This window comes from Skermanella sp., from assembly GCF_059503625.1.
The window spans coordinates 1-25,773 of sequence record NZ_JCACHA010000481.1 but is presented as its reverse complement, the minus strand read 5'-3'; the positions used below and the strand labels follow the sequence as shown (position 1 = coordinate 25,773).

At 64.8% G+C, this 25,773-nt stretch carries 18 protein-coding genes; 7 read left to right on the top strand and 11 right to left on the bottom strand.

Going from position 1 to position 25,773, the window contains the following annotated elements:
- A partial coding sequence (locus AC5JJ6_RS10585; RefSeq protein WP_496042001.1) for a hypothetical protein occupies nucleotides 1–185 on the top strand: 185 nt, incomplete at its 5' end.
- A gap of 58 nt (nucleotides 186–243) precedes the next feature.
- The gene (locus AC5JJ6_RS10580) at nucleotides 244–1,059 is read left to right on the top strand and encodes a Bug family tripartite tricarboxylate transporter substrate binding protein (protein WP_496042000.1); all 816 of its coding nucleotides are present in this window, start codon (nucleotides 244–246) and stop codon (nucleotides 1,057–1,059) included.
- A 207-nt stretch (nucleotides 1,060–1,266) separates the two neighbouring features.
- On the opposite strand, the gene AC5JJ6_RS10575 is transcribed toward AC5JJ6_RS10580, so the two are convergent.
- On the bottom strand, nucleotides 1,267–1,569 hold the full coding sequence (locus tag AC5JJ6_RS10575; protein ID WP_496041999.1) for an SWIB/MDM2 domain-containing protein: 303 nt from the start codon (nucleotides 1,567–1,569) through the stop codon (nucleotides 1,267–1,269).
- A 629-nt stretch (nucleotides 1,570–2,198) separates the two neighbouring features.
- Between AC5JJ6_RS10575 and AC5JJ6_RS10570 the strand changes: the two genes are divergently transcribed.
- Nucleotides 2,199–3,548 (top strand): transposase, encoded by a 1,350-nt coding sequence (locus AC5JJ6_RS10570; protein ID WP_496041998.1) that lies wholly within the window; start codon nucleotides 2,199–2,201, stop codon nucleotides 3,546–3,548.
- 104 nt (nucleotides 3,549–3,652) lie between these two features.
- Here the strand turns inward: AC5JJ6_RS10570 and recD2 are convergent, their stop codons facing one another.
- On the bottom strand, nucleotides 3,653–5,851 hold the full coding sequence (recD2, locus tag AC5JJ6_RS10565) for an SF1B family DNA helicase RecD2 (RefSeq protein ID WP_496041997.1): 2,199 nt from the start codon (nucleotides 5,849–5,851) through the stop codon (nucleotides 3,653–3,655).
- A 222-nt stretch (nucleotides 5,852–6,073) separates the two neighbouring features.
- Here recD2 and AC5JJ6_RS10560 point away from each other — a divergent pair, with 222 nt between their 5' ends.
- Entirely contained in the window at nucleotides 6,074–6,421 is a 348-nt protein-coding gene (locus AC5JJ6_RS10560; protein WP_496041996.1) for a hypothetical protein, read from the top strand.
- Between the two features lie 84 nt (nucleotides 6,422–6,505).
- Here AC5JJ6_RS10560 and AC5JJ6_RS10555 read toward each other — a convergent pair whose 3' ends face one another.
- The 5 genes from AC5JJ6_RS10555 to AC5JJ6_RS10535 all read right to left on the bottom strand — a co-directional run bounded on the left by AC5JJ6_RS10555 (nucleotide 6,506) and on the right by AC5JJ6_RS10535 (nucleotide 14,439).
- Nucleotides 6,506–8,458 carry a phage terminase large subunit family protein gene (locus AC5JJ6_RS10555; RefSeq protein WP_496041995.1) on the bottom strand — a complete coding sequence of 651 codons (1,953 nt, stop codon included), beginning with the start codon at nucleotides 8,456–8,458 and terminating at the stop codon, nucleotides 6,506–6,508.
- The gene (locus AC5JJ6_RS10550) at nucleotides 8,442–9,014 is read right to left on the bottom strand and encodes an elements of external origin (protein ID WP_496041994.1); all 573 of its coding nucleotides are present in this window, start codon (nucleotides 9,012–9,014) and stop codon (nucleotides 8,442–8,444) included. Before AC5JJ6_RS10550 ends, AC5JJ6_RS10555 begins: the two co-directional genes overlap by 17 nt.
- 116 nt (nucleotides 9,015–9,130) lie before the next feature.
- Nucleotides 9,131–10,414 carry a site-specific DNA-methyltransferase gene (locus AC5JJ6_RS10545; RefSeq protein ID WP_496041993.1) on the bottom strand — a complete coding sequence of 428 codons (1,284 nt, stop codon included), beginning with the start codon at nucleotides 10,412–10,414 and terminating at the stop codon, nucleotides 9,131–9,133.
- Nucleotides 10,415–11,498: 1,084 nt separating this feature from the next.
- Complete coding sequence (locus tag AC5JJ6_RS10540) at nucleotides 11,499–13,616, bottom strand: VapE domain-containing protein (protein WP_496041992.1); 2,118 nt, start codon at nucleotides 13,614–13,616, stop codon at nucleotides 11,499–11,501.
- A 187-nt stretch (nucleotides 13,617–13,803) separates the two neighbouring features.
- Nucleotides 13,804–14,439: a hypothetical protein gene (locus AC5JJ6_RS10535; RefSeq protein WP_496041991.1), complete on the bottom strand. Its 636-nt coding sequence runs from the start codon at nucleotides 14,437–14,439 to the stop codon at nucleotides 13,804–13,806.
- A 460-nt stretch (nucleotides 14,440–14,899) separates the two neighbouring features.
- On the opposite strand from AC5JJ6_RS10535, the gene AC5JJ6_RS10530 reads away from it, so the two are divergent.
- Genes AC5JJ6_RS10530 through AC5JJ6_RS10520 form a run of 3 tightly spaced genes read left to right on the top strand, consistent with a single transcriptional unit; the run spans nucleotide 14,900 to nucleotide 17,186 of the window.
- A complete protein-coding gene (locus tag AC5JJ6_RS10530) occupies nucleotides 14,900–15,403 on the top strand; it encodes a DUF2924 domain-containing protein (protein WP_496041990.1) in 504 nt (167 codons plus the stop codon).
- Nucleotides 15,400–16,755 (top strand): recombinase family protein, encoded by a 1,356-nt coding sequence (locus AC5JJ6_RS10525; protein WP_496041989.1) that lies wholly within the window; start codon nucleotides 15,400–15,402, stop codon nucleotides 16,753–16,755. The genes AC5JJ6_RS10530 and AC5JJ6_RS10525 overlap by 4 nt, the downstream gene beginning before the upstream one ends.
- Entirely contained in the window at nucleotides 16,752–17,186 is a 435-nt protein-coding gene (locus AC5JJ6_RS10520) for a hypothetical protein (RefSeq protein ID WP_496041988.1), read from the top strand. Before AC5JJ6_RS10525 ends, AC5JJ6_RS10520 begins: the two co-directional genes overlap by 4 nt.
- Here AC5JJ6_RS10520 and AC5JJ6_RS10515 read toward each other — a convergent pair.
- From AC5JJ6_RS10515 to AC5JJ6_RS10500, 4 genes are read right to left on the bottom strand one after another with little or no spacing between them, the layout of a single operon-like run.
- A complete protein-coding gene (locus tag AC5JJ6_RS10515; protein ID WP_496041987.1) occupies nucleotides 17,170–18,969 on the bottom strand; it encodes a GTPase in 1,800 nt (599 codons plus the stop codon). The two genes, AC5JJ6_RS10520 and AC5JJ6_RS10515, sit on opposite strands and share 17 nt — an antisense overlap.
- 14 nt (nucleotides 18,970–18,983) lie before the next feature.
- Nucleotides 18,984–21,095, bottom strand: coding sequence for a GTPase (locus AC5JJ6_RS10510; RefSeq protein WP_496041986.1), 2,112 nt, complete (start codon nucleotides 21,093–21,095; stop codon nucleotides 18,984–18,986).
- 14 nt (nucleotides 21,096–21,109) lie between these two features.
- Complete coding sequence (locus AC5JJ6_RS10505) at nucleotides 21,110–24,301, bottom strand: DEAD/DEAH box helicase (RefSeq protein WP_496041985.1); 3,192 nt, start codon at nucleotides 24,299–24,301, stop codon at nucleotides 21,110–21,112.
- Between the two features lie 4 nt (nucleotides 24,302–24,305).
- Nucleotides 24,306–25,679, bottom strand: coding sequence for a hypothetical protein (locus AC5JJ6_RS10500; RefSeq protein ID WP_496041984.1), 1,374 nt, complete (start codon nucleotides 25,677–25,679; stop codon nucleotides 24,306–24,308).
- Nucleotides 25,680–25,773 lie beyond the last annotated feature (94 nt).

The window sequence follows — 25,773 nt, the reverse complement described above, 5'->3', positions numbered from 1 at the left end:
CCTCATGCTGCGAAGGCTATGCCGAAGAACAATATGATCCCGGACGGACACTAAGACCTGCAGACATCCTGTTCCTTGCTCGGCATCATCTTGAGCAGCAAATGTTCCGCGGAAAGGAAGGCCATGCTCCACCTCTTACACGCAGTGGGCCTGCTGTGCGCGGCTCTGTCGATTTCATCCGCTAGCGCGCAGAACGCGGTCACTATGATCGTAGGTTACCCGCCAGGTGGTGCCACAGACCTCATGGCTCGCATCATGCAGCCGGAGCTAGCAATCGCGCTCAGCAGCCAGGTTGTGGTCAAGAACACCGCTGGAGCCAACGGCGCGGTTGGCGCACTTGAGCTTGCGCGCTCTCGGCCTGACGAGACGACCATTTTGCTTGCGCCGGGAGGCTCACTCGTGCTGACGCCTCAAACGAGAGGAGCGCCGTTCCAGCAGACCGATTTTCTGCCGATCTGCCAGGTCACGGCTGCTCTTGTCGTCATGATGACGCCGCAGGATTCCGGCTTGCGCAGCCTGCAGGACGTCATCGCACGAGCCCGCGAAACGCGGGGTACCCTGCCCTACGCGAGAACTGGCCCAGGCGGAACGCCACATATCAGCATGATCGCGTCGGAGCGCCTCACCGGGATCGAGATGAACCATATCCCCTTCCGGGGCTCGGGCGAAGTGATGCAAGCCATGGCGTCGAAGCAGGTCCCGCTCTTTACCGATCAAGGCAATCTGGTCAGGCAGTACAACCTGCACCCCATTGCCGTCTTCAGTGAGACGCGGACCCAGGAGTTCCCGGACACGCCCACGATGCGCGAACTAGGCTGTAATCTGGTTTTTACCATCTGGTCTGGCCTTTACGCACCAGCCGGAACACCCACCATGGTTCTTGATCGAATTGAGGCGGCGTGCCAACGTATGATGGCCGCTCCCGCTGTTGTAGAGGGCTTGCGCAGGATGGATATGCCCATCCAGTACTGTTCCAGAGCTGACTTCACGGCGTACCATGCCGCAGAATATGGCCGATTCGGCAAACTGGTTCAGGAGTTCAACTTGCGGGTTAACTAAACTGTTGGGGCGATAGCGCCGGCGTTCGCCTACGCCGGCCACAACTCCGCCCGCTCATAGATGCTGGTGAACTGCTCCGGCTCGGTCATCGACCGCCCTGTCGCTGTCACCAGCACACCCGTGGCAAAGACCTTGTGCTCTGACTATAAGGCTTCGGCGCCTGAGCTTTTGACCCGACAGTAGCCAACAGGCGCCGAGTATCTGGTTCTACGCTTTGAGATGCTGGGCCAGGTGCTTGTTCATCTCGAACATGGTCACCTTGTCCTTGCCGAACACCTTGCGCAGTTTGTCGTCAGCCAGGATCTCGCGGCGGTTCTCCGGGTTTTGCAGGTTGTTGGCCTTGATGTACTCCCACACCTTGCTCACCACCTCGCCTCGCGGGAGGGGACCGACCCCGACCACCGCGCTCAGTTCTTCCGATGGCTTCAGCGGCTGCTGCAACGCATTCGCTTTGCCGCCGCCCGTCTTCGCTGCGGCCTTCTTTGGCTTTTCCGCTGCTTTGGTCGCCATATGGCCTCCGGGAACATTGTAGCCGATTCGCGCAGCTATCTTTGCACAGCGCAGTGCACCGACGGCAGCCCAATCAACTCAAAATTGGATTGCGCAGAAACTCCGGAATTTCCATGTGCCCGTCGTCGGCATACTATCGGCCGGCCGACCACCATTATGGGCGCAGTCGCCGCGTCGATGCTCTGCTCCGGCCGCTGCTTGGCAGTGTGAAGATTGCTTTGCTGGGCGTTAGAGCCGGTGCGCGTACCTGTTGACGCCGAAGGTTCGTCTGACCAGGAAACCCGTGAGCGTTGCAACACAAACCGTGGTCAAGGGACGCTCTCACCTGCAGCTTCGTGTCTCCAGTGAGCCGGCCCGTGATTGCCTCGACCTTGCCCTTCGCTTGCTGAGCGGCACCGGCGACGCAGTCTGAATCCATGATAATCGCTGCTCCGATTGCGGCATGTCCGGCGAGTACGTTGGACGATTGCGAGCTAGAGCAAACTCCGATCAGGTGGAATCACCTGATTGGAGTAATTTGCTCGACCAAACAACAAGCTAGAGCGGGTTTCGTGAGCCAGGTCGAACGGAAGCCGCTCTAGCAGTTTGTCGGATTCCCATCTGGTCTGAAATGGGCGAATCTGGCGGGCATGACAGGGTTCATTCCGTTCAGCCGCGAGCAGGCCTTTCTGCTACCGCCGGATGCCAGGGACTGGCTGCCGGCGGACGACGTGGCGCACTTTGTTGTGGCAGCGGTGGATCGGGTGCCGCTAGGGGCCTTTGCGGTGCGGCCGATCCCGGGCGGCCGCGCGCAGTATCACCCGCGCCTGCTGCTGGCGCTGCTGATCTACTGCTACGCGAACGGGATCTTCTCCTCACGGCGGATCGAGCGGGCAACACACCGCGACCTCGGGGCGCGCTATGTGGCGGCGAACCTGCACCCTAACCACGACACCATCGCCGCCTTCCGCCGGGCCAACCGCGCTGCCTTCGAGGCGGCCTTCCTGCAGGTGCTGCTGCTGGCGCGCGAAAGTGGCCTGTTGCGGCTCGGGACGGTGGCAATCGACGGCAACAAGCTCGACGCCAACGCCTCCAAGATCCGCTCGGTGCGCTATGACCGGGCGAAGGTGCTGCGCGCCAAGCTCACCGCCGACATCGCCGCGCTCACCGATCGCGCGGAGGCGGCCGACGCCGAGGCCCAGCCCGACCCGCAGGCGCTACCCGCCGAGATCGCTCGGCGCGAGGCGCTGAAAGCCAAGCTGGATGCCGCCTGCGCTCGGCTTGCGGCCGAGGCCCGCGCCGAAGCCGAGGCCGCCCGGCCCGAGTATGAAGCCAAGCGCGCCGCCTACGAGGCCAGGACGGGCCGCCGCGGCCGCCCGCCCAAGCCGCCCAGTGACGACCCGCCGCCCGAGCGGCAGTCCAACCTTACCGACCCCGACAGCGCGCTGATGCGCCGCTCCGACGCGCACGAATACCGCCAGGCCCACAACGACCAGGCGGTGGTCTGCGCCGAGGGCTCACAGCTGATCCTCGCCACCGGCGTCGTCGCCACCTCAGCCGATGCGCCGAGCTTTGCCAAAACCATCCTCGGCATGCAGCAGGGCATCGGCCTACCCAGTACGGTGCTCGCCGATACCGGCTTCGCCTCAGCCGAGGCGGTCGCCATCCTCGAGGCGCAGGGGATCGAGCCGCTGGTCGCCATCGGTCGTACCCAGCCACACCGACGCTACGACTTCCGCCCTCCACCCAAGCCGAAGACCAGGCGCCGCGTCACCGAACCCTGGCGCCTCGCCATGCTGGAGAAGCTGGAAACCCCCGATGCCAAAGCTCGCTACGCCCGCCGCAAGCAAACCGTCGAACCGGCCTTCGGCATCATCAAGTCAGCCCTCGGCTTCACCCGCTTCCATCTCCGCAGCCTCGCCAAGGTCACAGCCGAGTGGACCCTGATCGCACTCGCCTACAACTGCCGCAGGCTCCACAACCTGCGGCTGGCCGCCTGATCCACAATCCAACCAGCCCCTCGTCAGCAGAGCCAAACCCGACAAGCTGCTAGTAGCGTGATAGAGTTGGCCTGGTACCACTGGGTCACCGGTGGCTACTCGGACTACGCGGCGAGCCACTCCTTCAGCTTCGACCAACGGCGGCGGATCTGCTGGCCACGGACGGCGATGGAAAGCGCCTTGCGCTGGCCAACCAGCACCACCAGCCGCTTGCCCCGGGTCACGGCGGTATAGATCAGGTTGCGCTGGAGCATGGGGTAGTGCTGGGTGGTGACCGGGATCACCACGGCCGGGTACTCGGAGCCCTGACTCTTATGGACGGTGGTGGCGTAAGCCAGCACGAGCTCGTCCAGCTCACCGAAGCCGTAGGCGATCTCCCGGCCCTCGTAGTCGACCACAAGCTCGCCGTCTTCCAGGCTGATCCGGCGCACGATGCCGAGGTCGCCGTTGTAGACCTCGCGCTGGTGGTCGTTGGCCACCTGCATCACCTTGTCGCCGGGGCAGAAAGTCCAGCCAAAGCGCTCCACCCGCATCTCGCCCGGCGGGTTCAGCACCCGCTGCAACTCGATGTTGAGCGACCGCGCCCCGAGCCCGCCGCGGTTCATTGGGCAGAGCACCTGGACGTCCCGCACCGGGTCGAGCCTGAAGCGGCGGGGAATGCGGTCACGGACCATGGCCAGGAGTTTCTCCAGCCCGGTCTCTGGATCGGCCACCTCGACGAAGTAGAAGTCCGAGTCATCCTGCGGCTTGAGGTCCGGCATCTTGCCGCGGTTGATCAGGTGGGCGTTGGTAACGATTTGGCTGCCGGCGGCCTGGCGGAACACCTCGGTCAAGCGAACCACCGGGACCGTGCCGGAGCTGATGATGTCGGCCAGCACCTGCCCCGGTCCGACCGAAGGCAGCTGGTCCACGTCGCCGACCAGCAGCAGGGCGGCGCTCTCGGGCAAGGCCTTCAGCAGCGCCCGCATCAGGGGGACGTCCACCATGCTGGTCTCGTCGACGACAAGCAGGTCGCAGTCGAGCGGCTGCAGGTCGGTACGCTTGAAGCCGCCCTCCTTCGGGTCGGCCTCGAGCAGGCGGTGGATGGTGGTGGCCTCGCGCCCAGTGCTCTCAGCCAGGCGCTTGGCGGCACGGCCGGTCGGGGCGCAAAGGGCGATCTCGGGCCCCTTGGCCGCCACGATCTTCAGGATGGAGTTGACCAGGGTGGTCTTGCCGACGCCTGGGCCGCCGGTGATGACCAGCACCTTGGCGGTGAGCGCCAAGCGCACCGCCGCCCGCTGACTCTCGGCCAGGGTCAGGCCGGTCTTCCCCTCCACCCAAGGGATGGCTCGATCGGCGTCGACCGCCGGCCAGGGTGGCGCGCCGACGGCGAGATGCCGCAGCCGCTCGGCGATCTCCCGCTCGGCCCGGTACAGGCCGACCAGGAAGACGCAGTGTTGCTCCTCCAGCGTGTCGGCGACCACGTCGCCGGCCTCGAGCTCCAGTCCGAGGGCGGTTTGGACCAGCTCACCCGGGATCTCCAGCAGGCTTTGCGCGAGGTCCACCAGCTCCGCCTCGGGCAGACCACAGTGCCCCTGCTCCATGGCCTCGGCCAGGGCGAAGGAGATGCCGGCCCGCACCCGGATCATGGCCGTCGGCTCGATGCCGAGCTTTGCGGCGATCTGGTCGGCGGTGCGGAAACCGATGCCGCGGATGTCGCGGGCGAGGCGGTAGGGGTTCTCGCTGACCAGGCGCACAGCCTCGGCGCCATAGGTCTTGTAGATCCGCACCGCCCGCGAGGTGCCGACCCCGTTCGAGTGGAGGAACAGCATGATCTCACGGATCACCTTCTGCTCAGCCCAGCCGGCGACGATGCGGGCCGCACGCTTCGGGCCAATGCCGGTGACCTCGCGCAAACGGTCCGGTTGCTGCTCAATCAGGTCGAACACAGCCTCACCGAAGGCCGCAACCAGCTTTTTGGCATTCACTGGGCCGATGCCGCGGATCATGCCGGAGCCAAGGTACTTTTCCATACCTTCCAGCGTGGTTGGCGCGGTTGCCTTGAGGAATGCGGCCTTGAACTGCAGGCCATGAGTGCGGTCGTTGATCCAGGTACCCGAGCCGCTGACGAACTCGCCGGCCGAGATCAGGGCGGCATGGCCCACCACCGTGACAGGGTCGCGCTGCCCACGCACCTTGACGCGCAGGACGCAGAAGCCGGTGTCGACATTGTGGAAGGTGACCCGCTCCACCAGGCCGGCCAGCGCCTCGGTCGGTGGGCCGCGGCCTATCGGAGACGAGGTGGCTGGGGCAGATCGCTCCAAGTGAGTCTCACATGCTGAACTGTTGGGGAAGTCTCGGCCTCCTGGCTTGGCACGGGCGCACCGCTGAGGGAATGGTCGCTTGCCTTGGCGGCATCCTCGCGCTGCCCCGTCCGGTCCCACCGGCGGGGCTCTGGGCGGTGACGGACCTCGACGGTCGGGGGCCGTCCAGGAGACCCCAACCATGACACCGACCTAAGTGCTTCGCTCGACGGAGATCCGCGCATGAGCCCGGAGGCGAGGGTCTACCGCCGCGCGCAGCGCGCCCGCTATCCCTGGAATTGGAGGCAGATCAGCCGCTCGGTGATCGCCCGCGCTGGGTACCGATGTGAGGCCTGCGGTGCCGAGCAGGGCAAGCCGAACCCGGTCAGCGGATCAAGGGTCGTCCTCGGCGCAGCGCACCTGGACCACCGGCCCGAGAACGTCTCGCCGGACAACCTGCGGGCGTGGTGCCAGCGTTGCCATCTCCGTTACGATCATCCGCATCACCTGGCGCAGATCAGGGCCAATCGGCTGGCGCGGCTCGCGGCGGTGCCGCCGGGCGGCCTGCTGGCCCTTATGCAAAACTCGTGACCCAGTCCCAGCGATGCCAGTCTCGCGCGGCGACCCGGCGTCAACTGCATGCTGCTGGGACCGGGGCCGCTTCGAGCTTGGACGTTAGTCCATGATGGACGATCGCACCCGCTGACGTGGTCGCAGCCGGACGGCGTTCCCGGGACGAGCCGGCAGCAAGTGCAGCGCGGGCTCAAGTTTCGGTACGACGATCTGGCTGCCCATGATGGTCCAGAACCGCTCGCCGTAGCGGTCCGAGCCAAGCACTGCAAGCGCCGCGCGCGCGTAGACGGCGCAATCCAGCGCCTCGTTGTCGCGCAGCTTGCGCCACTCATTCCGCGCATATCCATTCCGCGTCTTGTGTGTCACCAGCTGCTCGGCCACGAGCTGCTTGACCAGGCTGCCGTCTAGCCAATCCGGGAGATGCACCCAGCCTAGCGGATAGCTGGCACCCTCGCCGCGACTGAGCCAGAGCCGACGGTACAGGTCCAGCTTGTAGGTGCTGACCGCGACCGTCCACAAATTAAGACCCCGCTTTAGCTTGCGCCCAGCCTCAGTGACATCCACCAGGGTCGGCCCGGTCACCGGGCTCGAGCGGTTCCAGCCCTCGATGCCCTTCATCGGCACGAGACGCAGGTCGCGCAGCCGGCGCAGCTGGGTATAGACGCCTGCTGTGTGGTTACCGCCGGTATCCACCCCGACCTTGGCGATCCGCAGCTGAGCGCCGTCCTGGCGCTCCCAGCTGCGGCTGAGCAGCACAGCGAGCGCGTCCCGGGGCCCGGGGTCAGCCGGGCTGCCCTCGATCCGCTCGTGGTAGATGAGCCAGCTTTCGTAGCCGGGCCCCCAGGCCCAAACATAGACTTCGAGCCGGGCCGGAGCGCTCTGGTTGTCGACGCCCGCGGTCAGCACCAGGGCATCATTCGGCACCAGGCCCTGCAGCATCGATTCACGGCGCTCGATCAGCCGCTCATAGTCCGGCGCATCGCCTCGCTCCTGCCAGGTGTCGCCAAGGACGGTGTTGTGGAAGGTCTTGAGCGCGCGTGCGTCGCCCTGAGCCGCTTCCCAGTCTCGGGCGGCCTGGGCCCAGGAGAACCAGCCAACCGGGCTGTAGAGCGCGCTGAGGTGAAAGCCGGTGGCGTATGGGTCCCCTGTCTTGGCACTAGGTCGCCACTGCCCGTGGGCCAGCATGGCGGTCTTGTGCTCCTCGCCGATGGCGCCGTTGCAGGCCTCGCAGTGGTATCGCGCGGTGTCAGGCTGGCCCCGCTCCCAGATCAGGCGGGTAAAGCGCAAGGACTGCATGTGGCCGCAAAAGGGGCAGGGGACGAAGTACCGCTGCTGGTCAGTGGCGAGGTATTCCCGCTCGATCCGCGACACCCCGGTGATGGTCGGCGTTGAGACCAGCAGCGTCTTGCGTCGCCAGCCAAAGGTCCGGGCCCGGGCCTCGGCCAGCGCCACCGGGTCGCCTTCGCCCTCCACGTCGCCAGGGTAGGCGTCGATCTCGTCGAGGAACAAGAAGCGCGCCGACATGGACCGCAGACCGACGGCGCTGTTCGCCCCGGTCATGACCAGCTGCCCGCCCGGAAACTCTTTGCTGAGCTGGCGATTGCCGCTGTCCCGCGAGCGGGCTGGTGCGACCCGCTCCCGGATGGCGGGCGTTTCCTCGATCAACAAGTCAATCCGCTGCTCCGAGAACCGCTTGGCCAGCTCCGTGGTGGGCTGGACCGCCAGCATAGGCCCCGGAGCATGCTGGATGACGTAGCCGATCCAATTGTTGCCGCACTCGGTGCCGCCGACCTGGGCGCCCTTCATCAGCACAACCCGGCGTGCTGGATGCGTGGGCGACAGCACGTCCATGATCTGGCGCAGGTAGGGGGTGCGGCTGGTGCGCCAGGGCCCGGGCTCGGCCGAGCCGCGGCTGCCCAGCATGCGATGCCGGTCGGCCCAGTCTGAAACCAGTAGCGCTGGCTCCGGTGCCATGCCGGCGCGCCAGGCCGCGATGATCTCCCCCGCGCCCTCGAAACTCGCGGCGGCGTCCAGAGCCTCACTCGATAACGACACGGGCGCCGTTCCTTTCCACAAGGTGGATCCGTAGTCGCTGGTCCAACAGCATCTGTAGGCGGTGCGCATCCACGCCGAGCTCGGCCGCGAGCTCGGCGGCAATGCGGGACGGCCAGGCGAGGATCGCGTCGCGCTCCTCCCGGGCCAGCCGGTGGACCAACAGCAGGGCGCGAGCCTTGTCCACCAGCCGGCCGCGGCGTTCATCAATTTCCAGCCGGCGCCCTTGTGCCTTCAGCACCTCATTGGCCGTGCGAGCATCGTAGAACGTTGCCCCACCCGGGCGTGCTGCCGTCATGCCCGGTGCGCCCAGCGACTCGCTAGTGCCTGTCACGTCGGGTTCCGGCCCAGCGGCCGCTTGGGAGAAACTGGCCGGACGCGCGGGGTCGACGCTCGCGGCCAGCTGTGCACGGAGCTTCTCTACATTCCAACCGCCGCCCGGCTCGGGTTGGATCCGTCCAGCCTGCGTCGCCTTCTGCAAGGCGGTGTGCGATAGGCCGAGCCGGCGGGCTGCTTCCCGTTGTGAGGTCACCCGTGCGGCATCGTTGGTCGGGGTCATGATGGTATCCGCAGCCCCAAGACATGGTAGCAGAAAAAGCAAACTAGGATTTGGCCGCCGCGACTGAAGAGCAAAGACAATTGCACGGGCTCGCACAGACAAATCTGCTGACACGCTTAGCGCGCGACGGTTTCCACGCCGCGGACCGAGGCAATCTCGTCAAAATCTGCATCGCTCCCCACCAGTACGGCTCGCCGGCCAGTCAGGTCCTGCCACCGAAGTACTGCGACATCGACGTAGCGGGGGTCGATTTCCATCCCATAGCAGCGTCGGCCCGTGACGTCGGCTGCGATCAAGGTTGTCCCGCTGCCAAGGAAGGGGTCGTAAACTGCATCACCAATCGCACTGTTATTCAGGATTGGTCGGCGCATGCACTCCACTGGTTTCTGCGTGCCGTGCACGGTGGCGGTGTCCTCCGCGCCGCTCGCACCGATGGACCAGAGCGTTGCCTGATCACGAGCCCCTTGCCAGTGCCCAGTGCCGCTGCGGCGGACCGCATAGAGACAAGGCTCGTGCTGCCAGTGGTAGTCACCCCGACCCAGCACGAAGCGCGGCTTGGCCCAGACGATCTGGCTACGGATCACAAAGTCAGTTGCCTCGAGGCTCTCGATCACCACCCTGGCATGCACGCCGGCATGCCAGACATAAACCACGTCGCCCGGGAACAGCGCCCAAGCCTGGCGCCAGTCGGCGCGATGGTCGTTCGCCACCCGCCCGGTGCGGGCCGTCGTGGCTACGCCAGCCACGTTCCGCCACGCGGGGTCGTATTCGACGCCATACGGTGGGTCAGAGAGCAGCAGGTGGGGCCTAGCTCCATCCAGGAGCCGGGCCACGTCGCCAGGAGCTGTGGCGTCGCCACAGAGTAGACGGTGAGCTCCCAACTGCCAGAGGTCGCCAGGGCGGCTGACCGGCACTTCTGGAGGCTCCGAGGCGGGAGCGTCCGGATCGCGGTCATCCAGCCCGGGGACAAGATCGCCATCAAAGGCTAGCAGCCGGTCGAGCTCCTCCGTCCCGAAGCCGACCACCGACAGGTCGTATCCGTCATCTCGAAGCCCCCGCAATTCCTCCCGTAGTAGCGCCTCGTCCCAGCCAGCATTCAAGGCGAGCTGATTATCAGCCAGACGATAGGCTCGTAGCTGCGCCTCTGTGAGATGTCCGAGCCGGATTGTCGGCACCGTGTCGAGTCCCAACCTGCGCGTCGCGAGCACCCGACCATGGCCGGCCACCAGCACGCCGTTGTCGTCGGCTAGCACCGGCATGGTGAAACCGAACTCAGCGATCGACGCCGCCAGCTGCGCCACCTGCTCAAGCGAGTGGGTGCGGGCATTGTTGGCATAGGGCATCAAAGCATCAAGCGGGCGTGCCTCGACGAGGGCTGCCTGCCATGGAGTTTGGGGCATGGAGTACCTGCTGGTGGGAAAGGAAAGTGGCAACTCGCCGCTCGTGGCAGCTGGCAACCCGGGGGCAGACCACGCCGGAGTTGCCAATCCTGGACGGCGAAGACTGCGGCGTGTGCGGCACCATCTGCGTGGGGCGGCAACCTGGCAACCTGGATCCGAAGTCTGACGGTAGCGCGATGGCGCGCCCCGAACCCCCCACGGTTCCAACATCGCCAGGAAGGAACCGCGAACATGATGGCAGGGATGAACAGGCCGGAGCGGTCGAGCTCATCGGACTGCTGCGGCATCGAGGACGAGCTCGAACATGCAGGTTGCCGCGCGCTCGTCGGTTGCAGGCTCACCTTCGAAAGCCAATGCCAGTCTCACGCGGAAGCCCGGCTGGACCTGCCGAATGACGGTGAACCATCGCCAGCCTGGCGGCGGCACCCGCTCGGGATAGCCGTGTGGCCACTCGCCTGGGATATGCGGCCGCACCCGGTGCTTTCGGTGCGGATGGGCCTGAAACCAAAGCCGATCAGCCTCGCTGGCGTCTACTGCCGCGATCAAGGCGGGGTCCGTTCCTGTCACCGGATGACCTGCCGGCGAGAGTGCCGCAGTGTCGCACAGTGCCGCATCTTCCAAGGAGCGTGCGCGCGGGTAGCGCGCGCGGAATTGCCCTCACCTGGTTCGCTCGTCCCCCCTCTTTGCAAGTACGTTGAGAATATGCGGCACTGTGCGGCACTACCGAGCTGAAAGCCGCAGATTTCCTCGGATCTGGCCGAGCTATCAGTGTCGCACCTTCGATGTGCGTCACTCATCGACCGGGCTTCCTGAACCACGCCCGGACACCGTTGGATTTTTTGACCTGCCAACCGAGCCGTTCCAGAACAGCCGCGATGCGCCGTTGATCGGCGGTGCCTAGTCTTGGTGTGTCGATGAACAACGCACCGCGCGCCACATTCAAAATGGTAACAGGCGGCTTCTGTGGGTCCGTGATCTGAGCCCAACTATCCAACCATTCCTCGATGGCCTGCTCCCAAGCGTCCGCCTCGTATCGGGCGTCTTGCTCCGGCCGGATCTGTGTTGCCTCGAAGTCGCTGTCTGGTCACCAAGGCTTTCCTTGCTGAAATAAGTGCACCGCTTCAGCCAGGAGTTGATCCCGGTCACGGGCCAAGGCATCGATGTCGATCTGGCCCACCCTCACGGGCCAAAAGCGCCGGCCGCCGGTTGCATCGCGCAGGTATGCCGTTTTATTGGTTGTACCGATGAAAACGCACTGACGAGGCTCGACTACCTCCTTTCGGCCGTAGCTTGGCCGATAGCGTTCTTGGGTGCGGGTGATGAACGCCTTCAACGCCGCCGCTTCGGCTTTATCCAACGCAGACATTTCCCCAACCTCAATCAGCCACTTACCGTTGAGATGCTGCGACACGTCCTTTCCGCTGCTTCGGATGTCAGGCAGGCTGTCGCTGTACCAGCGGTCGGCGAGAGTCGCGCAGGCCGTCGATTTCCGTGCGCCCTGCGGCCCATCAAGCACCAGCATGTAGTCGGCTTTACAGCCAGGCTTGAGTACCCGTGCCACCATGGCGATCAAGAACATGCTGCCGATGCCAGATGAATATCGATCAAAATCAGCACCGAGGTAGGTATGCAGCCAACCATTGAGGCGCGGCTGTCCATCCCATTGTAAAGCAGCGAGATAGTCCTGCACCGGGTGGAAAGCGCACTCCTCCGATCGCAAATCCACGGCTTGGTGCGTGGTGTCCTTGCCCATCCTTCGCAGACCATGCCGCTGTAGCCACTCTTGCGCCTGCGACACGTCGCCATCATTGACCGGGCGTGGCAGCCCGGCAGCAAGTCCATTTGGCAGCCTCTTTCTTAGGATCGGGACCCGTAGCATCTGGTCGAAAGCGAAGCAGTCACGCAGCTCCACCTCACTTCTCAGCGCTGTCATGGCGTTGGCGAGGTTGTTGAGTGGGTTGCCTTTCTCGTCGCGCAGGAGGTGCTCTGTCCGATTTGGCGTATCGGTCGCGGTGCGTTTGTCGGGACCGGGTGCAGCTGCTTTGGCGAACTGCGCCTTCGATTCCGATGCGACCTTCCAACCGAACTCCTTAGGTGGACACTTGAGCCATTCACAGAGCGCGAACGCGGCGGCCTGCGGTGTGGGGGCGCCACCAAACTCCATCAGTACGTCGATCGGTGACATGCACTTGCGTGGCCCGAAATCCTGCACCCCGTCGGGGTGAAGGCTCAGATCCTCCTCGTAGGCGCGGCCGAGATCGGTTGAGCTTACCCGAAAGGCGCCCGTCGCCTGCCGCTTTGCCTTCGGAAATAGCGACGGTACCCAGCCGCTGAGGTTATCGAGGGCCGCCTGATTCACTGCCCGGAAGAAATCGGGATCTGTGACGCCGCTACGCGGTCGGCTGGGAAACCTACGTGCGTCGGCGGAGGTGTCGGGTCCATCCCGCTCGGCAGAGCCATCTGCTGCTCCATTGGTGGTCGCGTCGTGCTTTTTTTTCGGCACAGCGCCGGCTTCCCGCAGTAGGACGCTGGCCGCAGCAAGGAACTTGCTCAGCCCAACTTCAGTCACATCGGGCAGGTCAGCTAGCGGCACCGAATCGGGCGCACTGTCAGGCCACTCGTAGGCGCTTCTGGTATCGGGATGGATGCCATAGCCGACGAATTGCTGGCCGGTGCCGAGGATCTCGACCTGCATCTTGGTCCCGTCGGATAGGAACAGCTCAGGCGTTTGTATCTTCGACAACGGCGTACGTGTTTGATAGGCCAGTAATACCTTCGGCGGCCGGCCGATGCGCCGCAGCGGCGTGTGGCCCAGTATAGTCACCGCCAAGGCTTCGATCCGCTCCGCTAGCTCCAACACTGGTATGTCAAGGTCAGCGCCCACTAGCTCGCCACATAGCAGGCCGGTGTTCGTGCAGCCCGGCTCTAAAATTGGCCATTGGCGCACTTCGGCTTCATCTGCGCCGGCGCATACACGCCGCCAATCCTCCATAACTGGTCGCTTGCCAGCCGACATGATGCGCATATCTGGCCCGGAGATCGGCACCGGCTTGTAGCCATTCGCCAGCAGTTTTAGCCGCAAAGCTGTAAGCTGGTCGCAGCCGAGCGAGATAGTGCCGTGCACAGCTAGGTCGCCCTGCGCGGAGCTGGAAGCTCCGCCGTTCCGACCCTGGCGGAACGGGGAATGCATCCGTTCCGCCATTCTCGTTCATTTACCCACGACACCCTCGATCGGCGATCAAGGACAACATTCACCCGCCGCTCAACCGCACCAATCGTGCAAGGAGCTGATACCACGTCGCTCACCTCGCAGACAAAGAACCTTCAGCGAGGATAGGTGCGCCCACTGCGCGCTAATCAGGTGTGCGGTATTTTGTTGGACGATTTGATTATCGCTCAGATTTATCGCGCAGCACCTTCGCGTAGATCAGCGGCAGATGCTTTCGGATCGTCGCCTCCCTTGGGACCTTCGTATGCTTGCCGCGCTGATCCTTGTTGAGCCATTTGAGCACGGCCTTCGCCAGAACGGACCAGTTCGGCACACCTCTTGGCCTCCTCGCCGCGAGCGTGCGCACGTCATCCCAGTGTGCTCTGATGCAGGTTTCGATCGGCGGCTTAGCAGAGGGCTGCCCACGCGGGCGTTTGGCTGGCGCGGGTGGATCGCCGGTTATCTCGGGCGCCTCCCAGGCGATGTCTGTCACGACAGCGGAGGGCTTTTCAGGCCACGAAACCGTGACATTGATGAACTTTTTGTCCCCGGCACTGATCCTGTTTCGCACTGCATCAAATCGCAGCAGCGGCGACCAGACTGCGCGAAGCTGCGAGCGGGCGTTGTCGAGTGTGGGTGCGACCTGCAAGCCTTCAATGACAACTCTGCCAGCCGCAAAACTCGCGCGAAGATCGCTCTCCAAAGCCTTCCAGGCTCGCTTCTTCGTTGCAAAACTCAGTTTCTGACACGGAGAGCTTACATCCGTTTGGATAACCGGCTTTTCGTCGCGCCGAGGATCGACCCAGCCGTCAACCATCCAACGGCCCCGAACTACTGTTCGGGGTCGCGGTGCGATCGTCCAATCCTTCACCCTGCGCCACTCGGTGACCAGAGTGGAAGCGCCGTAAGTTTCAACCGCCTGCAGGAGAGGAAGGCCTTTCGGCTTAGCCGGCACTACGTGAGCGCCCACATATGAGCGCGACTCCATTCCGTGGTTCGGCTTCTATTCTATCCAGCGACTGCCAGGCGGTCGAGTCTGGGGGCAAACCATCTCTTCGACCCCAAGCCCCGTGTAGGGAGGAGAGGGTTTACTCGCACGTCCCGCCGCACCTGCGTGAAATTTGCGCCATTCTGGCAGTCGGTCTTGTGCGGCTCCGGCGGCGCACCGCCGAGGACATTGCCCGCGACTCCGCACAGCCCGGTGACCAGGGAGAGAGTTCGCTACACTTCCGCGCCGACCAGAGCATGCATGCGAACCGGAATAACCGGAGACCCGCATGCCCCGCATAGCCACCCAGAAGGCCGCCCAGGCGCCGGCGCCGACCATCGCAGCCATCCCGGCGGCCGACGTCCTGGGCCGCTTGGCAGCCCTGCAGGCCGCGCCCATCGCCCATCTGAAGCAGCAGTGGCGCGAGCTGTTCGGCAAGGAGCCGCCGCCCTTCAACCGAGCCTACATCCAGAGCCGCCTAGCCTACCGCATCCAGGAGCTCGCCTATGGCGGCTTGAAGCCCGAAACCCGGGCGCGGCTGGAGGCGCTCGGAGAACAGCTGGACGGCGGCAACGTCGTCCTCCGCCGCATCCGCGCCGACAGCCGGCCGCTGCCCGGGACGCGGCTGATCCGCGAGTACGATGGCGTCCAGCACGTGGTTACCATCCGCGCCGACGACTTCGAGTACGACGGCCGGCCTTACCGGTCCCTCTCCGCCATCGCCCGGCACATCACCGGCACCAGATGGAACGGCTGGACCTTCTTCGGACTGAAAGGGAGGCCCGGAGTATGAGCCGCCGCAAGTTGCCGACGGACGGCGTCATGCCGGCCTCGGTCAAGAAGCTCCGCTGCGCCGTCTACACCCGCAAGAGCACCGACGAGGGCCTGGAGAAGGAGTTCAACACCCTCGACGCCCAGCGCGACGCCTGCGAGGCCTACGTCGCCTCCCAGCGCGCCGAGGGCTGGGTCCTGGTTGGTGACCGCTACGACGATGGCGGCTTCTCCGGCGGCACGCTGGAGCGGCCGGCGCTGAGGCGGCTGCTGGCCGATATCGAGCAGGGCCGCATCGACGTCATCGTCGTCTACAAGATCGACCGCCTCAGCCGCTCGCTGATGGACTTCGCCAAGCTGGTCGAAGCCATGGAGGCGCATGGCGTCACCTTTGTCTCGGTCACCCAGAGCTTCAACACCACGACCAGCATGGGCCGGCTGACGCTGAACATCTTACTCTCCTTTGCGCAGTTCGAGCGTGAGGTGATCGGCGAGCGGATCCGCGACAAGTTCGCCGCGTCGCGGGCGCGCGGCATGTGGATGGGAGGCAAGGTGCCGCTCGGCTATGACGTTCGGGATCGCAAGCTCGTGGCGAACGAGGTTGAGGCGGCGCGGGTCCGGCGAGTGTTCGAGCTCTTTGCCGAGACGGGCTCGGGCGTCGAGACGGTTCGGCGCCTGCAAGCTGAGGGCGTGACCAGCAAGTCTGGCCGGCCGCTCGACAGGGGCGATGTCTACAAGATCCTGCACCTGCGGACCTACATCGGCGAGGTCAGCCACAAGGGACAAGTCTACCCCGGCGAGCATGAGGCGATCGTGCCGCGGACGCTGTGGGACAGGGTTCACGCTATCCTGCAGACCAGCCCAAGGACCCGAGCCGCGCAGAACCGGCAGCATGCGCCGGCCTTGCTGAAGGGGCTGATCTTCGGGGTGGACGGGCGGGCGCTATCGCCGACGCACGCGAGGAAGAATGGCCGCCTCTACCGCTACTACGTCGCACAGCGCGTGCTGAAGGGCGACGCTGCCAGTGACGCCAGCATCGTGCGCCGGGTGTCGGCCGCGGAGATCGAGACGGCGGTGGTGGATCAGGTACGAGCGCTGCTGCGCCAGCCTGAGATCGTGGTTGGCACCTGGCGGGCGGCACGCGTGGAGGCGCCGGACCTGACCGAGGACGAGACCCACGATGCGCTGAATCGGCTCGACCCACTGTGGGAGCACCTGTTCCCGGCGGAGCAGGCGCGGATCGTACGGTCGCTGGTGGAGCGGGTGGTGGTCGGCCCGGCCGGAGCCGACATTCGGTTGCGGCTGGACGGGCTCGGCGGTCTCGTCCGCGATCTGACCTCCATCTCACCGGGCGCTCTGAGGGCGGCAGCATGACGACCGCGACCAGCATCACGGTCCGGGTGCCGCTGGCGATCCGCCAGCGGCCCGGCAGGAAGACCGTCGTGACGCCGATGACCGATAGCGTGGCGCCGGTCACGACGCGCGCGGACCCGGCGCTGGTGAAAGCGCTGGCACGGGCGTTCCGGTACCAGCGGCTATTGGATGAGGGGCGATACGAAAACATCAGCGAAATGGCAGCGGCGGAGAAGCTCGATCGAGGATATATGGGTCGCTTGTTGCAGCTAACGCTACTCTCCCCAGCGATTGTTAGAGGATTACTCGCTGACACTTTCCCCAAAATTCCGAAAGGGTTACTTGCCTTAACGAATCCACCTCAATGCTGGACCGAGCAATCTGCATGGATGAGGGAAATGGAGAATTCGCATTGCAGGCTGGCTGCTGCGCCCTTTAAAGATCGTTCCTGATTGGCGCTGTCGAGCTGTCCTCGGCTGAAATTATGTTCGCGAGTTGCGCTGCGCGCTCCGCCAATCTCAAAAACAGCTGAGCCTGCTCACTTCGCTGCGTCTCTTCGAGTAAAATTTTCTGTTGGTCTGCTGCGATCGCGCTCAACTCAACACCGAAACTTCCGGCCAGGAAGCGCTCTAGGCTCTCAATTCCCGCTTGCTCGAACTGGGCTGCGTAACTGGTGAAATGTGCCCGGACGTCCTTCCTTGCATCCAAAGCTGTGGCCTCTGCCTGGAGTTCCTGCCTCTGTTCATGGAACGCAAGGACGACTGTGAGGGCAGCACCCGCTATCCCAAGCACCCGACCCGCATTCCCGACCCATTTTGCGTATTTCACGGCTTCCCAGGGTCGGAATTTGACAACAACAAACTTACCGGCCTGATAAATAATTTGATGTGCATTGCTTCCAGCCGCACCTGATGAGGTAAGTATGCTCGATCCTCCCTTGGCGCCCGTCGCGGCGCCGCCTAATAGTTTTCCCGCCTTTTCGACAAGTTCCGCATACTGACTCAAATTCTGATAATTCGAGGACCGTCCTAGATTCGCGGGCGTCCTTACTCGGAAATCATCTGAGTTATACCGCCCGGTGTCCGAAGGCTCCGACACCGCCTGAACCTGTTGGTCGTCGGTCGTATGTCCGGCGATACGCTCCACCTCTGACTGGAGTTCGCGCCATGCCTTCTCGATCTCCTGCTCAATTGCGCGCGGCGCGTCATTCATGATCGTGCTGACCTGGGCGGATTGCTCGTCCAAGGCACGCCTGACGTCTTCCTCCTCTGCGCCGACAACGATCGCAGCAGCGGCAGTATCGCCGCAGGATTCGATGCGCGCGGCTGCTCGCGATACCAGCCGCAGCACCGCTTGGCGCAGCCGCTCCTCCGCCGCTGACAGCAGGCGTGCCTTCTGCCTTAGCGTGCGCAGCGCCGCTTCGGCCTCGTTGGTCAGCGGGCTCGCCTCAGCTGCCGCCTCGCCAGCAATGCGGCGCATCTCGTGGAGTGGACGTGTCAGCCGCGCCGTCAATCCGCGACGGGCAACATGCATGTCGATTGCGCTCTTCAATCGCGGGATACCGGACTCCTCGACGAGATCAGCCGCCATCTCTGCGGGTTGATCGGCTGCATCGAGCCATGCCCGTGCTTCTGTCCAAACAACATCACTCAATTCAATGCCCAGCGGCTCGATTACCTCGGCTACAGATCGTTCAAGGACCGCTCGATCACCGCCGAGGCTGACAGCCTTGTTGATGACTAACAGCAGGTCCATCGCCCGGCCACCATCGACTGACAGGCGCCGCAGGGCGGCAGCGGTCTCTTCATCGAAGAGATTAGGGGTGATCACGAACAGGATGAGGTCAGCGCGGCGAATGGCCTCGCCTGACGTCGCCTCATGCGCAGGTCGGCCAGCGGCGATGCCAGGGGAATCGAGAAGGCACAGCTGTCGCCACTCATAGGCCTCGACATTGTGACCGACGGGCTCACCGAGAACAACGATGTCACTGTCTCCCGTTAAGCATTTTAGAAGGCTCGACTTACCCGCGTTGAAGGGACCGATGAATGCGATTGTGAGAGGCGGCGCATCCGGCTCGATGCCGTGAAACGCTATGGTCGCCGCTTCGGCCGCCAGCCGCGACCACGCACTGGTCTCCCCACCACCGCGGGCGGTGATCGTATCGCGCAGATCGTCCAGCAGATGGGACGCTTCCTCAAGATGTCGGGCGAAGTGCAATCGTGCGTCAGTTCCCATCTAGAGTCCTCCCCCTACGCGGCCAACATCAGCGATATTTTGGTCCCTAGTAGCCGAGATGCTGTTTGAAGATTTGCGTCGCCCGGCCCAGCGGCTGCCGCGAGACCAGATGGTCCCACTGCCACGAAAACACCGTCTGCGCTGATCTTCACATTGGCAGCCTCTAGGTCTGCAGGTTGCAGGCTTGCGCTGACGACCGCGGCCGGATCGTCACCAACCACAACGACATGCAGTCGCTCCGACAGAAATGCTTCGATGGCCATGCATGTAGCGCTGTCGAAAGTGGCTCGCGCCAAGATCTTCGTCGAAACTCCTGGTGCCCTCGCGCAGCGGATCACGCTGCCGCGCAAGCTAGACAACGCAAGCCTGTCCATCAGGCCGAAGAGGAGCGCTGTGTCAGCGTCATCGACCCGCTGCCACAGTGACCGGACGCTGCTGAGGAGTTCTCGGTCCTGGTCGGAGAGTTCACCGGCGACACGCTCGATGTCGCGCAGGGATTGCTCGATGCGCACATGGACAACCTCTGCGACCCAACGACTCAAGCTCTGCCGCAGCCGCTCTTCAACGACGGCCAAGTGCTCCAACAACTTCTTCTTTGCGTCGTCGCACGCCTGCGCTCTTCGCTGTTGGCGCTTTGGCACCCAGCCGCTGCCCAGACCGCCGATTGTGCCTAGAACGCCTAGGAAAGCACCCAGCGCTGCACCGCCCGTTGCGAATGTGGCTATCGCAGTTCCGGCAACCACGACTGCGGCGCTTGCAACTCGCGCCGTGTGCCTCCAGTCCATGCCGCCGAAGCGCTGAACCTGCCCCGCGTCGAAGGAGTCGGTCCCGAAGTCCTGAAGGTCGATTTCGATGTCGTTGGCCGCGGCGAGCACGCGCTTGGCGGCGCCTTCCTGCCAGGAGCGAGCTTTCTCCGCGATTCCGAACGACTTGAATCGCTCCTTCCACATTCGGCCAACGTCCGCGGCCTCGATGTTAGCCTCAAGGAAAGGTGCCACGTCGGCTCGCGCAGGCCGGAGCCATTCCTCTGGCAGTTCTACCGCCTCGCGCCGGAGAACGCCGAGCTGCGGCTTCAGGCCGACGCGAAGTTGATCTGAGAGCTCTTGCAGTGGGCGTTGAACAGCTCGGACCTCGGCACGCACTCGGTCAAGAGCGATGGCGGCGCATCGGAGGCATTGAGTGGATCGGTCCACGGTCGAGCGCAGCCGCAGGGCTGGTGCCCTAGCCCCTCCGACGGCAGCCTCGACAGCCGACAAGAGTGCACCGACCCTGCTTTGCTCGCGTAGCATGTCCTGGCTAGCGGTATGTTCCGGCTGGCCGGCAAGGAATGCGGCCTGCGCGTGAATAGCGACCGGCTCCACGAACGGCGATCCATTACGTCTGGCGATTTCCTGTATGCGATTTCGGTGCCCGGCAATTTGATCCGGCCTGAAGGCAACCGTGGGATCGGCCAGAAAGCGCTTCAGATTTAGCGGTCGCGAGAGATCAAACTTCACATTGAGGGCAAGGACTACGGGTACTCCCGTGGTCTGCAGCTTTCCGATTGCTCCAACCTCTTCCTCCCTCAGCGCGTCATCATCCGCGAGGTAGATCACGAGATCAGCCTGCCGCGCTGCCTCTAGCGCAATCTCGGTATCCTCCTGACCTCCCAGGGCCGCTGTGCCAGGCGTGTCGAACAGAACGAAGTCGCCCCAGGCATGGGCGGTAGCGCCTCGTGAAGCCCGCTGCTGGCCTCGACCAATGCCATCACCATTTCCACCGACAAGGGCATTGCGTAGGGTCGTTTTTCCGGCTTTCGTCTTTCCGAACAGAACCACGCGAGGCTCGTCGGTTTCATGCCGGCGCAAGCGAACAAGAGCCGCATCCAGTATGGCTTGTTCGTCCGCAAAACACCTATCGAGGCTTAATAATATGTCCTGGGCCGATCGAGGCGCCTTATTCCGGGCCAGGCGCTGACGCCGTCTTCTGGTCGAGTTGGCCAGGTTACGAAGTTCAATGCTGCTCGCCTCCAAGGCGGCAGCACCGATCGCGAGGCCCTGAAACCTTGCATCGCGACACAGGGACAGCAAATCGGCACTGTCCTCGATCCCAGCCTGCCTAGCAGTCAGCTGATTTTCGTTTGACACCGTCTCCGAGGCCTCTAGGCCGCTGCCTGGCGGATTTGCTGTAGCAAGTAGTTCAACTCTCGATCGAGCACCTGCGGGTTGCGGCATACATGGAACGCCCACCGCCCAAGTTTTCCCCAGTTGTTCACCGCCCGCGCCCAGCGGCGCGCGCCTTCGTGCTTGGCGGACGTCTGGTTGTCCTCGAAGCCCTTTACCTCCAACACCAGCGTGAAGTCGGGCTCACCCTCCGACGTCGCCATGCGCACGAGGAAGTCGGGCTCGTAGCCATGATCGACACCAAGGAACTCATACGGGATGCTGAGGTCCATGCCCTCATTCCGCGCGTAGAAGCGGATCAGCCCCTGCTGCGCGGCCTGCTCCAGACGAAACGCCGCGCTTTGCTCCCACGCTGCCGTGTCGGCGACGACATGCCCGATGTGGCTCGCCATCGTCGCGAAGACTGGTCGCTTCGTGCGGAACTCCACGCCGGCAGTGCTGCCGAGTTCCTGCGTGCGGTTTAGCAGGGGCAGCAGCGGCGGTTCGCCCGAGGAATCGTCCGGCTGGATGGCGTCGCGCACCCGCTCCACCACCTGCCGCGCATACTTCTCGAGGCCGAGCTCCGGCTCCGGTGCGCCGTTGAAGTCCACCTTTCGGCGCACGTATTCCTCGGCCACGCGGAACACCTGCGGGAACAACGCGTGACGTGATTGTAGCGCGAACACGCGCCGCTTACGTCCCTCGGCACCGGACGTGCCCGCCTGCGTCAGCTCCTCAACAATGCGCTGCGCCGCCTGAAACAGGATCGTTTGCAGGTGGACCGAGGCGTAGTAGGCCTCACGGTCCTGCTGGTGGAAGCCGAAGGGCGACTGCGTCTCTGCCATGCCGCCACCCACCTGCACGCCCACCTGCGGCCGCACGAAGGTGCCGGTGGGCTCGCGGTTCGGCTCGATGCGCAGCGGCTCCCTCGCGCCGACATCGCAGCGGATCAGGTTGCGGCGAAGCGCGAAGGCATAGCCCTCTACCACCGGGAAGCGGATCTCCATCGCGGCCCTCTCGGGCAACGCCTTCACCAGGTTGGGAGGCGTGTCGTCCGGCTCTGGCTTGTTTACAGGCCTCCCGCGGAACGGGATGACGGAGAACGGCACGCCGTAGACGTCGCAGTATTCCTCGGTCAGCAGTCCGGTGGCGGGGTCCGGCTTGTAGTCCATCCGCCGCAGGCCGCGGCCCACGACCTGCTCGCACAGCAGCTGGCTCGTGAAGGCGCGCAGCCCGAGGATCTGCGTGACGGTGTTAGCGTTCCATCCCTCCGTCAGCATGGCTACCGATACGACGCAGCGGACATGCTCCCCGGGCTCGCCGGCCTTGCCGACCGTGGCGACAACGCGCCGCAGCTCCTCGGCCGCGTCCGCCTTCTTCTTGCCGGCCCCGCTGCCACCGGCCTCTGCCTGCGCCAGCAGCTTGCTGTCGATGCGGATAGTGACCTTCCGCTCAGCCGTGTTGCTGAACAGCTCGGGGAAGACCTCTCCCTGCCCATAGACTGTGCGCGGCTTCGGCTTTTTCCCACGCTTGGTGGTGGGCGCCTCCTCCTCGCTCTCGTCTTCCTCCAGGACTTCCTGCACTTCGGCCTCGGTGACTGTCTCGATCACCTGCTCGCCGCTGATACGGCGACAGAATTCCTCGGCGATGTCGGTGTTGTCGCAGACGATGATCACGCAGGGAGGCGTACGGTCTACGCCGGGCTGCGCCGCCCGGATGCGCTCGAAGCGTTCCTTCCACTGACCCATGATTTGGACCAGCGCGCCCTGCGCCTCGCGCCAGACAACATCCGGCTTCGGCTTGCCGGAACGCCCCGGCAATTTCTCGCCAGGCTGCAGCCCGTCACGGATCGCTTCCCACAGGCGGAAGTACCGCGGATCCGGCGGTCCGGTCGTGTCCTGCACCGGCAGGCGCGGGATCTTGGTGATGCCGCTCTCGATCGCGTCCACCAGCCCGAAGTCGGAGACGATCCAGGGGAAGGGCTGGCCCTCGGGATAGCCGCTGCCCTTGATGCGGAAGGGCGTGGCCGAGAGGTCCACCACGATGGAGATGCCTGGCGCTTCGCCACCGGCCGCGTTCAGCCGATCGAGCCCGTCCACCCAGACGGTCGCCTCCTGCGCTTCATCCTCGAATGCCGCCTTGTCGTCGCCGGTCAGGCCCGAGCCGACCGCCACGCCGGGCGCCGGCCGCCAGCAATGATGGCCTTCGTCGTTGATGACGAGGATCGGCAGGCGGTCCGCCGCGCTGCCCAGGATGCGGCGCAGGAAGTCCGCCGGCGTTTCCTCGCCCTTGTCGACGACCGCATAGGTCTTGTCGCCATCCTTGTGCGGGCTTTCCGGCGCGAAGCGGTGCCAGTTTTCGACGATGACCGTCCCGCGCTGAAGCAGCGGCCGCCACTTCGCCGGCACGAGGTTGAAGGCATCGTAGTAGTTGTCCGGTGCGTCGGGCTTCAGCACGCCCAGCCGCTCCTTCACCGTCAGGTTCGGTGCGCAGAGCAGGGCGACGTCCGGGTATTCCCGGCTCTCCGGGCTGATGCCGCGGTTCACGAAGGCCCAAGCGATCACCATGGCCGCGACCAGCGTCTTGCCGCTGCCGGTGGCGAGCTTCGTGCACAGGCGCCGCAGCGGCTTCAGCGACGGGTCAGCGGGTTTGTCCACCAGGGTCGGGAAGAACTCGGCGCCCTGCGCCAACTGGAAGGCTGGACCGGGACGCACACCGGTCAGTAGCCGCCCGAGGTCCTCCTCCGTCACCTTCGGCGCGAAGCGTAGGCGGCTGGTGCGGCCGGTGAAGCGCATCTCCGCCAGGTAGATGATCGTCTCGACGGCCTCGCGCTGGCCGAAGAACAGGCGGCGCTCGCGATCCTCGCGGCTCCAGTGGCGGAGCAGTTCTCGCGTCGCCAGCGTGGCGCCGCGGTAGTCGGCCTCCCGCCAGCGGCGCACATCGTCGCGCAGCAGGTTCGGCAGCGGCAGGTCGTCCTGCTGTTCCTGCGCCAGCAGCGACAGCTGAGCGCTGCCGGTGCGCTCGGTCTTGTACCAGTAGGAGGCGGGGCGGCGGCCCGGCTCCTTCCGCGCTGCACCGGTGACAGTGTCATACTTCCAGTGCTGGTCCGGCTCCTTGTAGGGCGAGCAGAGGATGGGCCGCTCGACCGGCTGGATCGGGATGTCCTGCTGCTGCGGGGGCGCTTTTGCCATCGCCTCAGCCCTCCAGCCGATGCAGGCGCATCACCTCATTGCCGCGTGGGTCGATCACCTTCACCGCGACGCACGCGTGCTCTCCCTTCGGGAAGGGCAGGCTGACAGTGCCGGAGAGGGCGGCGAAGGCTTCCTCATCCACCACGCCCTTCAGCGCGGCGCTCAGCTTCGACCAGGCATCCTTGTCCGGGAAGAAGGCCTGGGTGATGCAGAAGCTGCGGCCGTCATAGTCGCTGTCCACGAACCAGGCGGCCACCTTGTCGGCGCGGCTTGGCGTGACCGTGTTGGAGACGGGGTCGTAGATGTCCACACCCTCCATCACCACGCGCCACTCATCCGCGCCGACCGATTCCAGCGTCGAGCGCGGCTTGCCGAAGACGGTGAAGAGCTGCGCGGCCGGCGCATCCTTCAGCAGGCCGGCCATGCTCGGGTTCACGTCAGGCCGGATGTTGGCCATGTGGACGCGAAGCTCGGGGTGCTCGGCGTCCTCGATCGCCGCCTGCGCGGCGCCATCGAAGGCGAAGCCGGCAATGACGAGCTCGTCATAGCCGCGACGCGACGTGGCGCGGATCAGTTGCTCTACCTGCTTGGCCGTAACTGGTCCGTATTGCGGCCCGAAGGCGATGGCGACTGTGGCGCGCCCTTCGGCGTCGTCGTCCGCCTCGCCCTCGGGTGCCCAGCGCCCTTCGGCGTGAATGGCCTGAGAGCGAGCGCCAAGTGGCTCGAGGCGGGAGAACTTCATCACGCGATTGTCGAGGAAGCGCACGCCGTCCATTTTCAGCAGGCGCAGCATCTGGTCGAGATAGGCTTCGGCGTTCTGCGGCTCCGCCGCGGCGCGTCCCGCGGCACCGCCGTCGAAGGTCTCGTCGAGCGTCTCCGGCGCGCCGTCAATCGGGCTTTCGTGCGCAGCCTCGTCGAGACTGGTTTCGGCGGGCTGCACGGCTTCAACAGTAAAGGGGCCGGCGACACGGGTGACACCTCGGATGACCTGCGGCTGGTCCAACAGGTCTTCCGGCTCGGCAGCATCGGCGATGGCCTTATCCACCTCCTCCTGCTTTGCGCGCCATGCCGCGCGGTAGGCAGTGATGGCCTGGGCCAGGTCTTCAGGGTGGTCCGGGTCGGTGTCGAAGGGAGCTGTCCAATGCTGGAAGCCATCCGGGGGCTTCGGCAGGTCCCAGCGGCGGCGATCGGCCTCGGTGACTGCGCGCTTGCCCTCCGCCTTCTGTTTGGCGATCAGCTTGCCGGCCAAGTGGCTGTGCTGGTTGCTGCCGACGCCGGAAAGGGCCGCGTTCAGATCCGTCAGGCGCGCCTCGAGGATGGGGTCGTGCTTGGCGAAGATCGGGTCGAGGGCAGCGTTCTGCGCGATGGAGCGCAGCATGATGTGCGGCACCGTCTTGCAGATGAAGCCGCCGGCAACGCCCTTAGTGTCCGTCCGGGATCATATTGTTCTTCGGCATAGCCTTCGCAGCATG

Bases quoted from the DNA above. Each gene is read 5' to 3' on its own strand.
- AC5JJ6_RS10520 (WP_496041988.1), top strand. From the start codon at position 16,752: ATGACGACCGCGACCAGCATCACGGTCCGGGTGCCGCTGGCGATCCGC.
- AC5JJ6_RS10500 (WP_496041984.1), bottom strand. From the start codon at position 25,679: ATGCTGCGCTCCATCGCGCAGAACGCTGCCCTCGACCCGATCTTCGCC.
- AC5JJ6_RS10575 (WP_496041999.1), bottom strand. From the start codon at position 1,569: ATGGCGACCAAAGCAGCGGAAAAGCCAAAGAAGGCCGCAGCGAAGACG.
- AC5JJ6_RS10535 (WP_496041991.1), bottom strand. From the start codon at position 14,439: ATGGTTGACGGCTGGGTCGATCCTCGGCGCGACGAAAAGCCGGTTATC.
- AC5JJ6_RS10560 (WP_496041996.1), top strand. From the start codon at position 6,074: ATGAGCCCGGAGGCGAGGGTCTACCGCCGCGCGCAGCGCGCCCGCTAT.
- AC5JJ6_RS10540 (WP_496041992.1), bottom strand. From the start codon at position 13,616: ATGGCGGAACGGATGCATTCCCCGTTCCGCCAGGGTCGGAACGGCGGA.
- AC5JJ6_RS10525 (WP_496041989.1), top strand. From the start codon at position 15,400: ATGAGCCGCCGCAAGTTGCCGACGGACGGCGTCATGCCGGCCTCGGTC.
- AC5JJ6_RS10570 (WP_496041998.1), top strand. From the start codon at position 2,199: ATGACAGGGTTCATTCCGTTCAGCCGCGAGCAGGCCTTTCTGCTACCG.
- AC5JJ6_RS10515 (WP_496041987.1), bottom strand. From the start codon at position 18,969: ATGGGAACTGACGCACGATTGCACTTCGCCCGACATCTTGAGGAAGCG.
- AC5JJ6_RS10505 (WP_496041985.1), bottom strand. From the start codon at position 24,301: ATGGCAAAAGCGCCCCCGCAGCAGCAGGACATCCCGATCCAGCCGGTC.
- AC5JJ6_RS10580 (WP_496042000.1), top strand. From the start codon at position 244: ATGGCTCGCATCATGCAGCCGGAGCTAGCAATCGCGCTCAGCAGCCAG.
- AC5JJ6_RS10550 (WP_496041994.1), bottom strand. From the start codon at position 9,014: ATGACCCCGACCAACGATGCCGCACGGGTGACCTCACAACGGGAAGCA.
- AC5JJ6_RS10530 (WP_496041990.1), top strand. From the start codon at position 14,900: ATGCCCCGCATAGCCACCCAGAAGGCCGCCCAGGCGCCGGCGCCGACC.
- AC5JJ6_RS10545 (WP_496041993.1), bottom strand. From the start codon at position 10,414: ATGCCCCAAACTCCATGGCAGGCAGCCCTCGTCGAGGCACGCCCGCTT.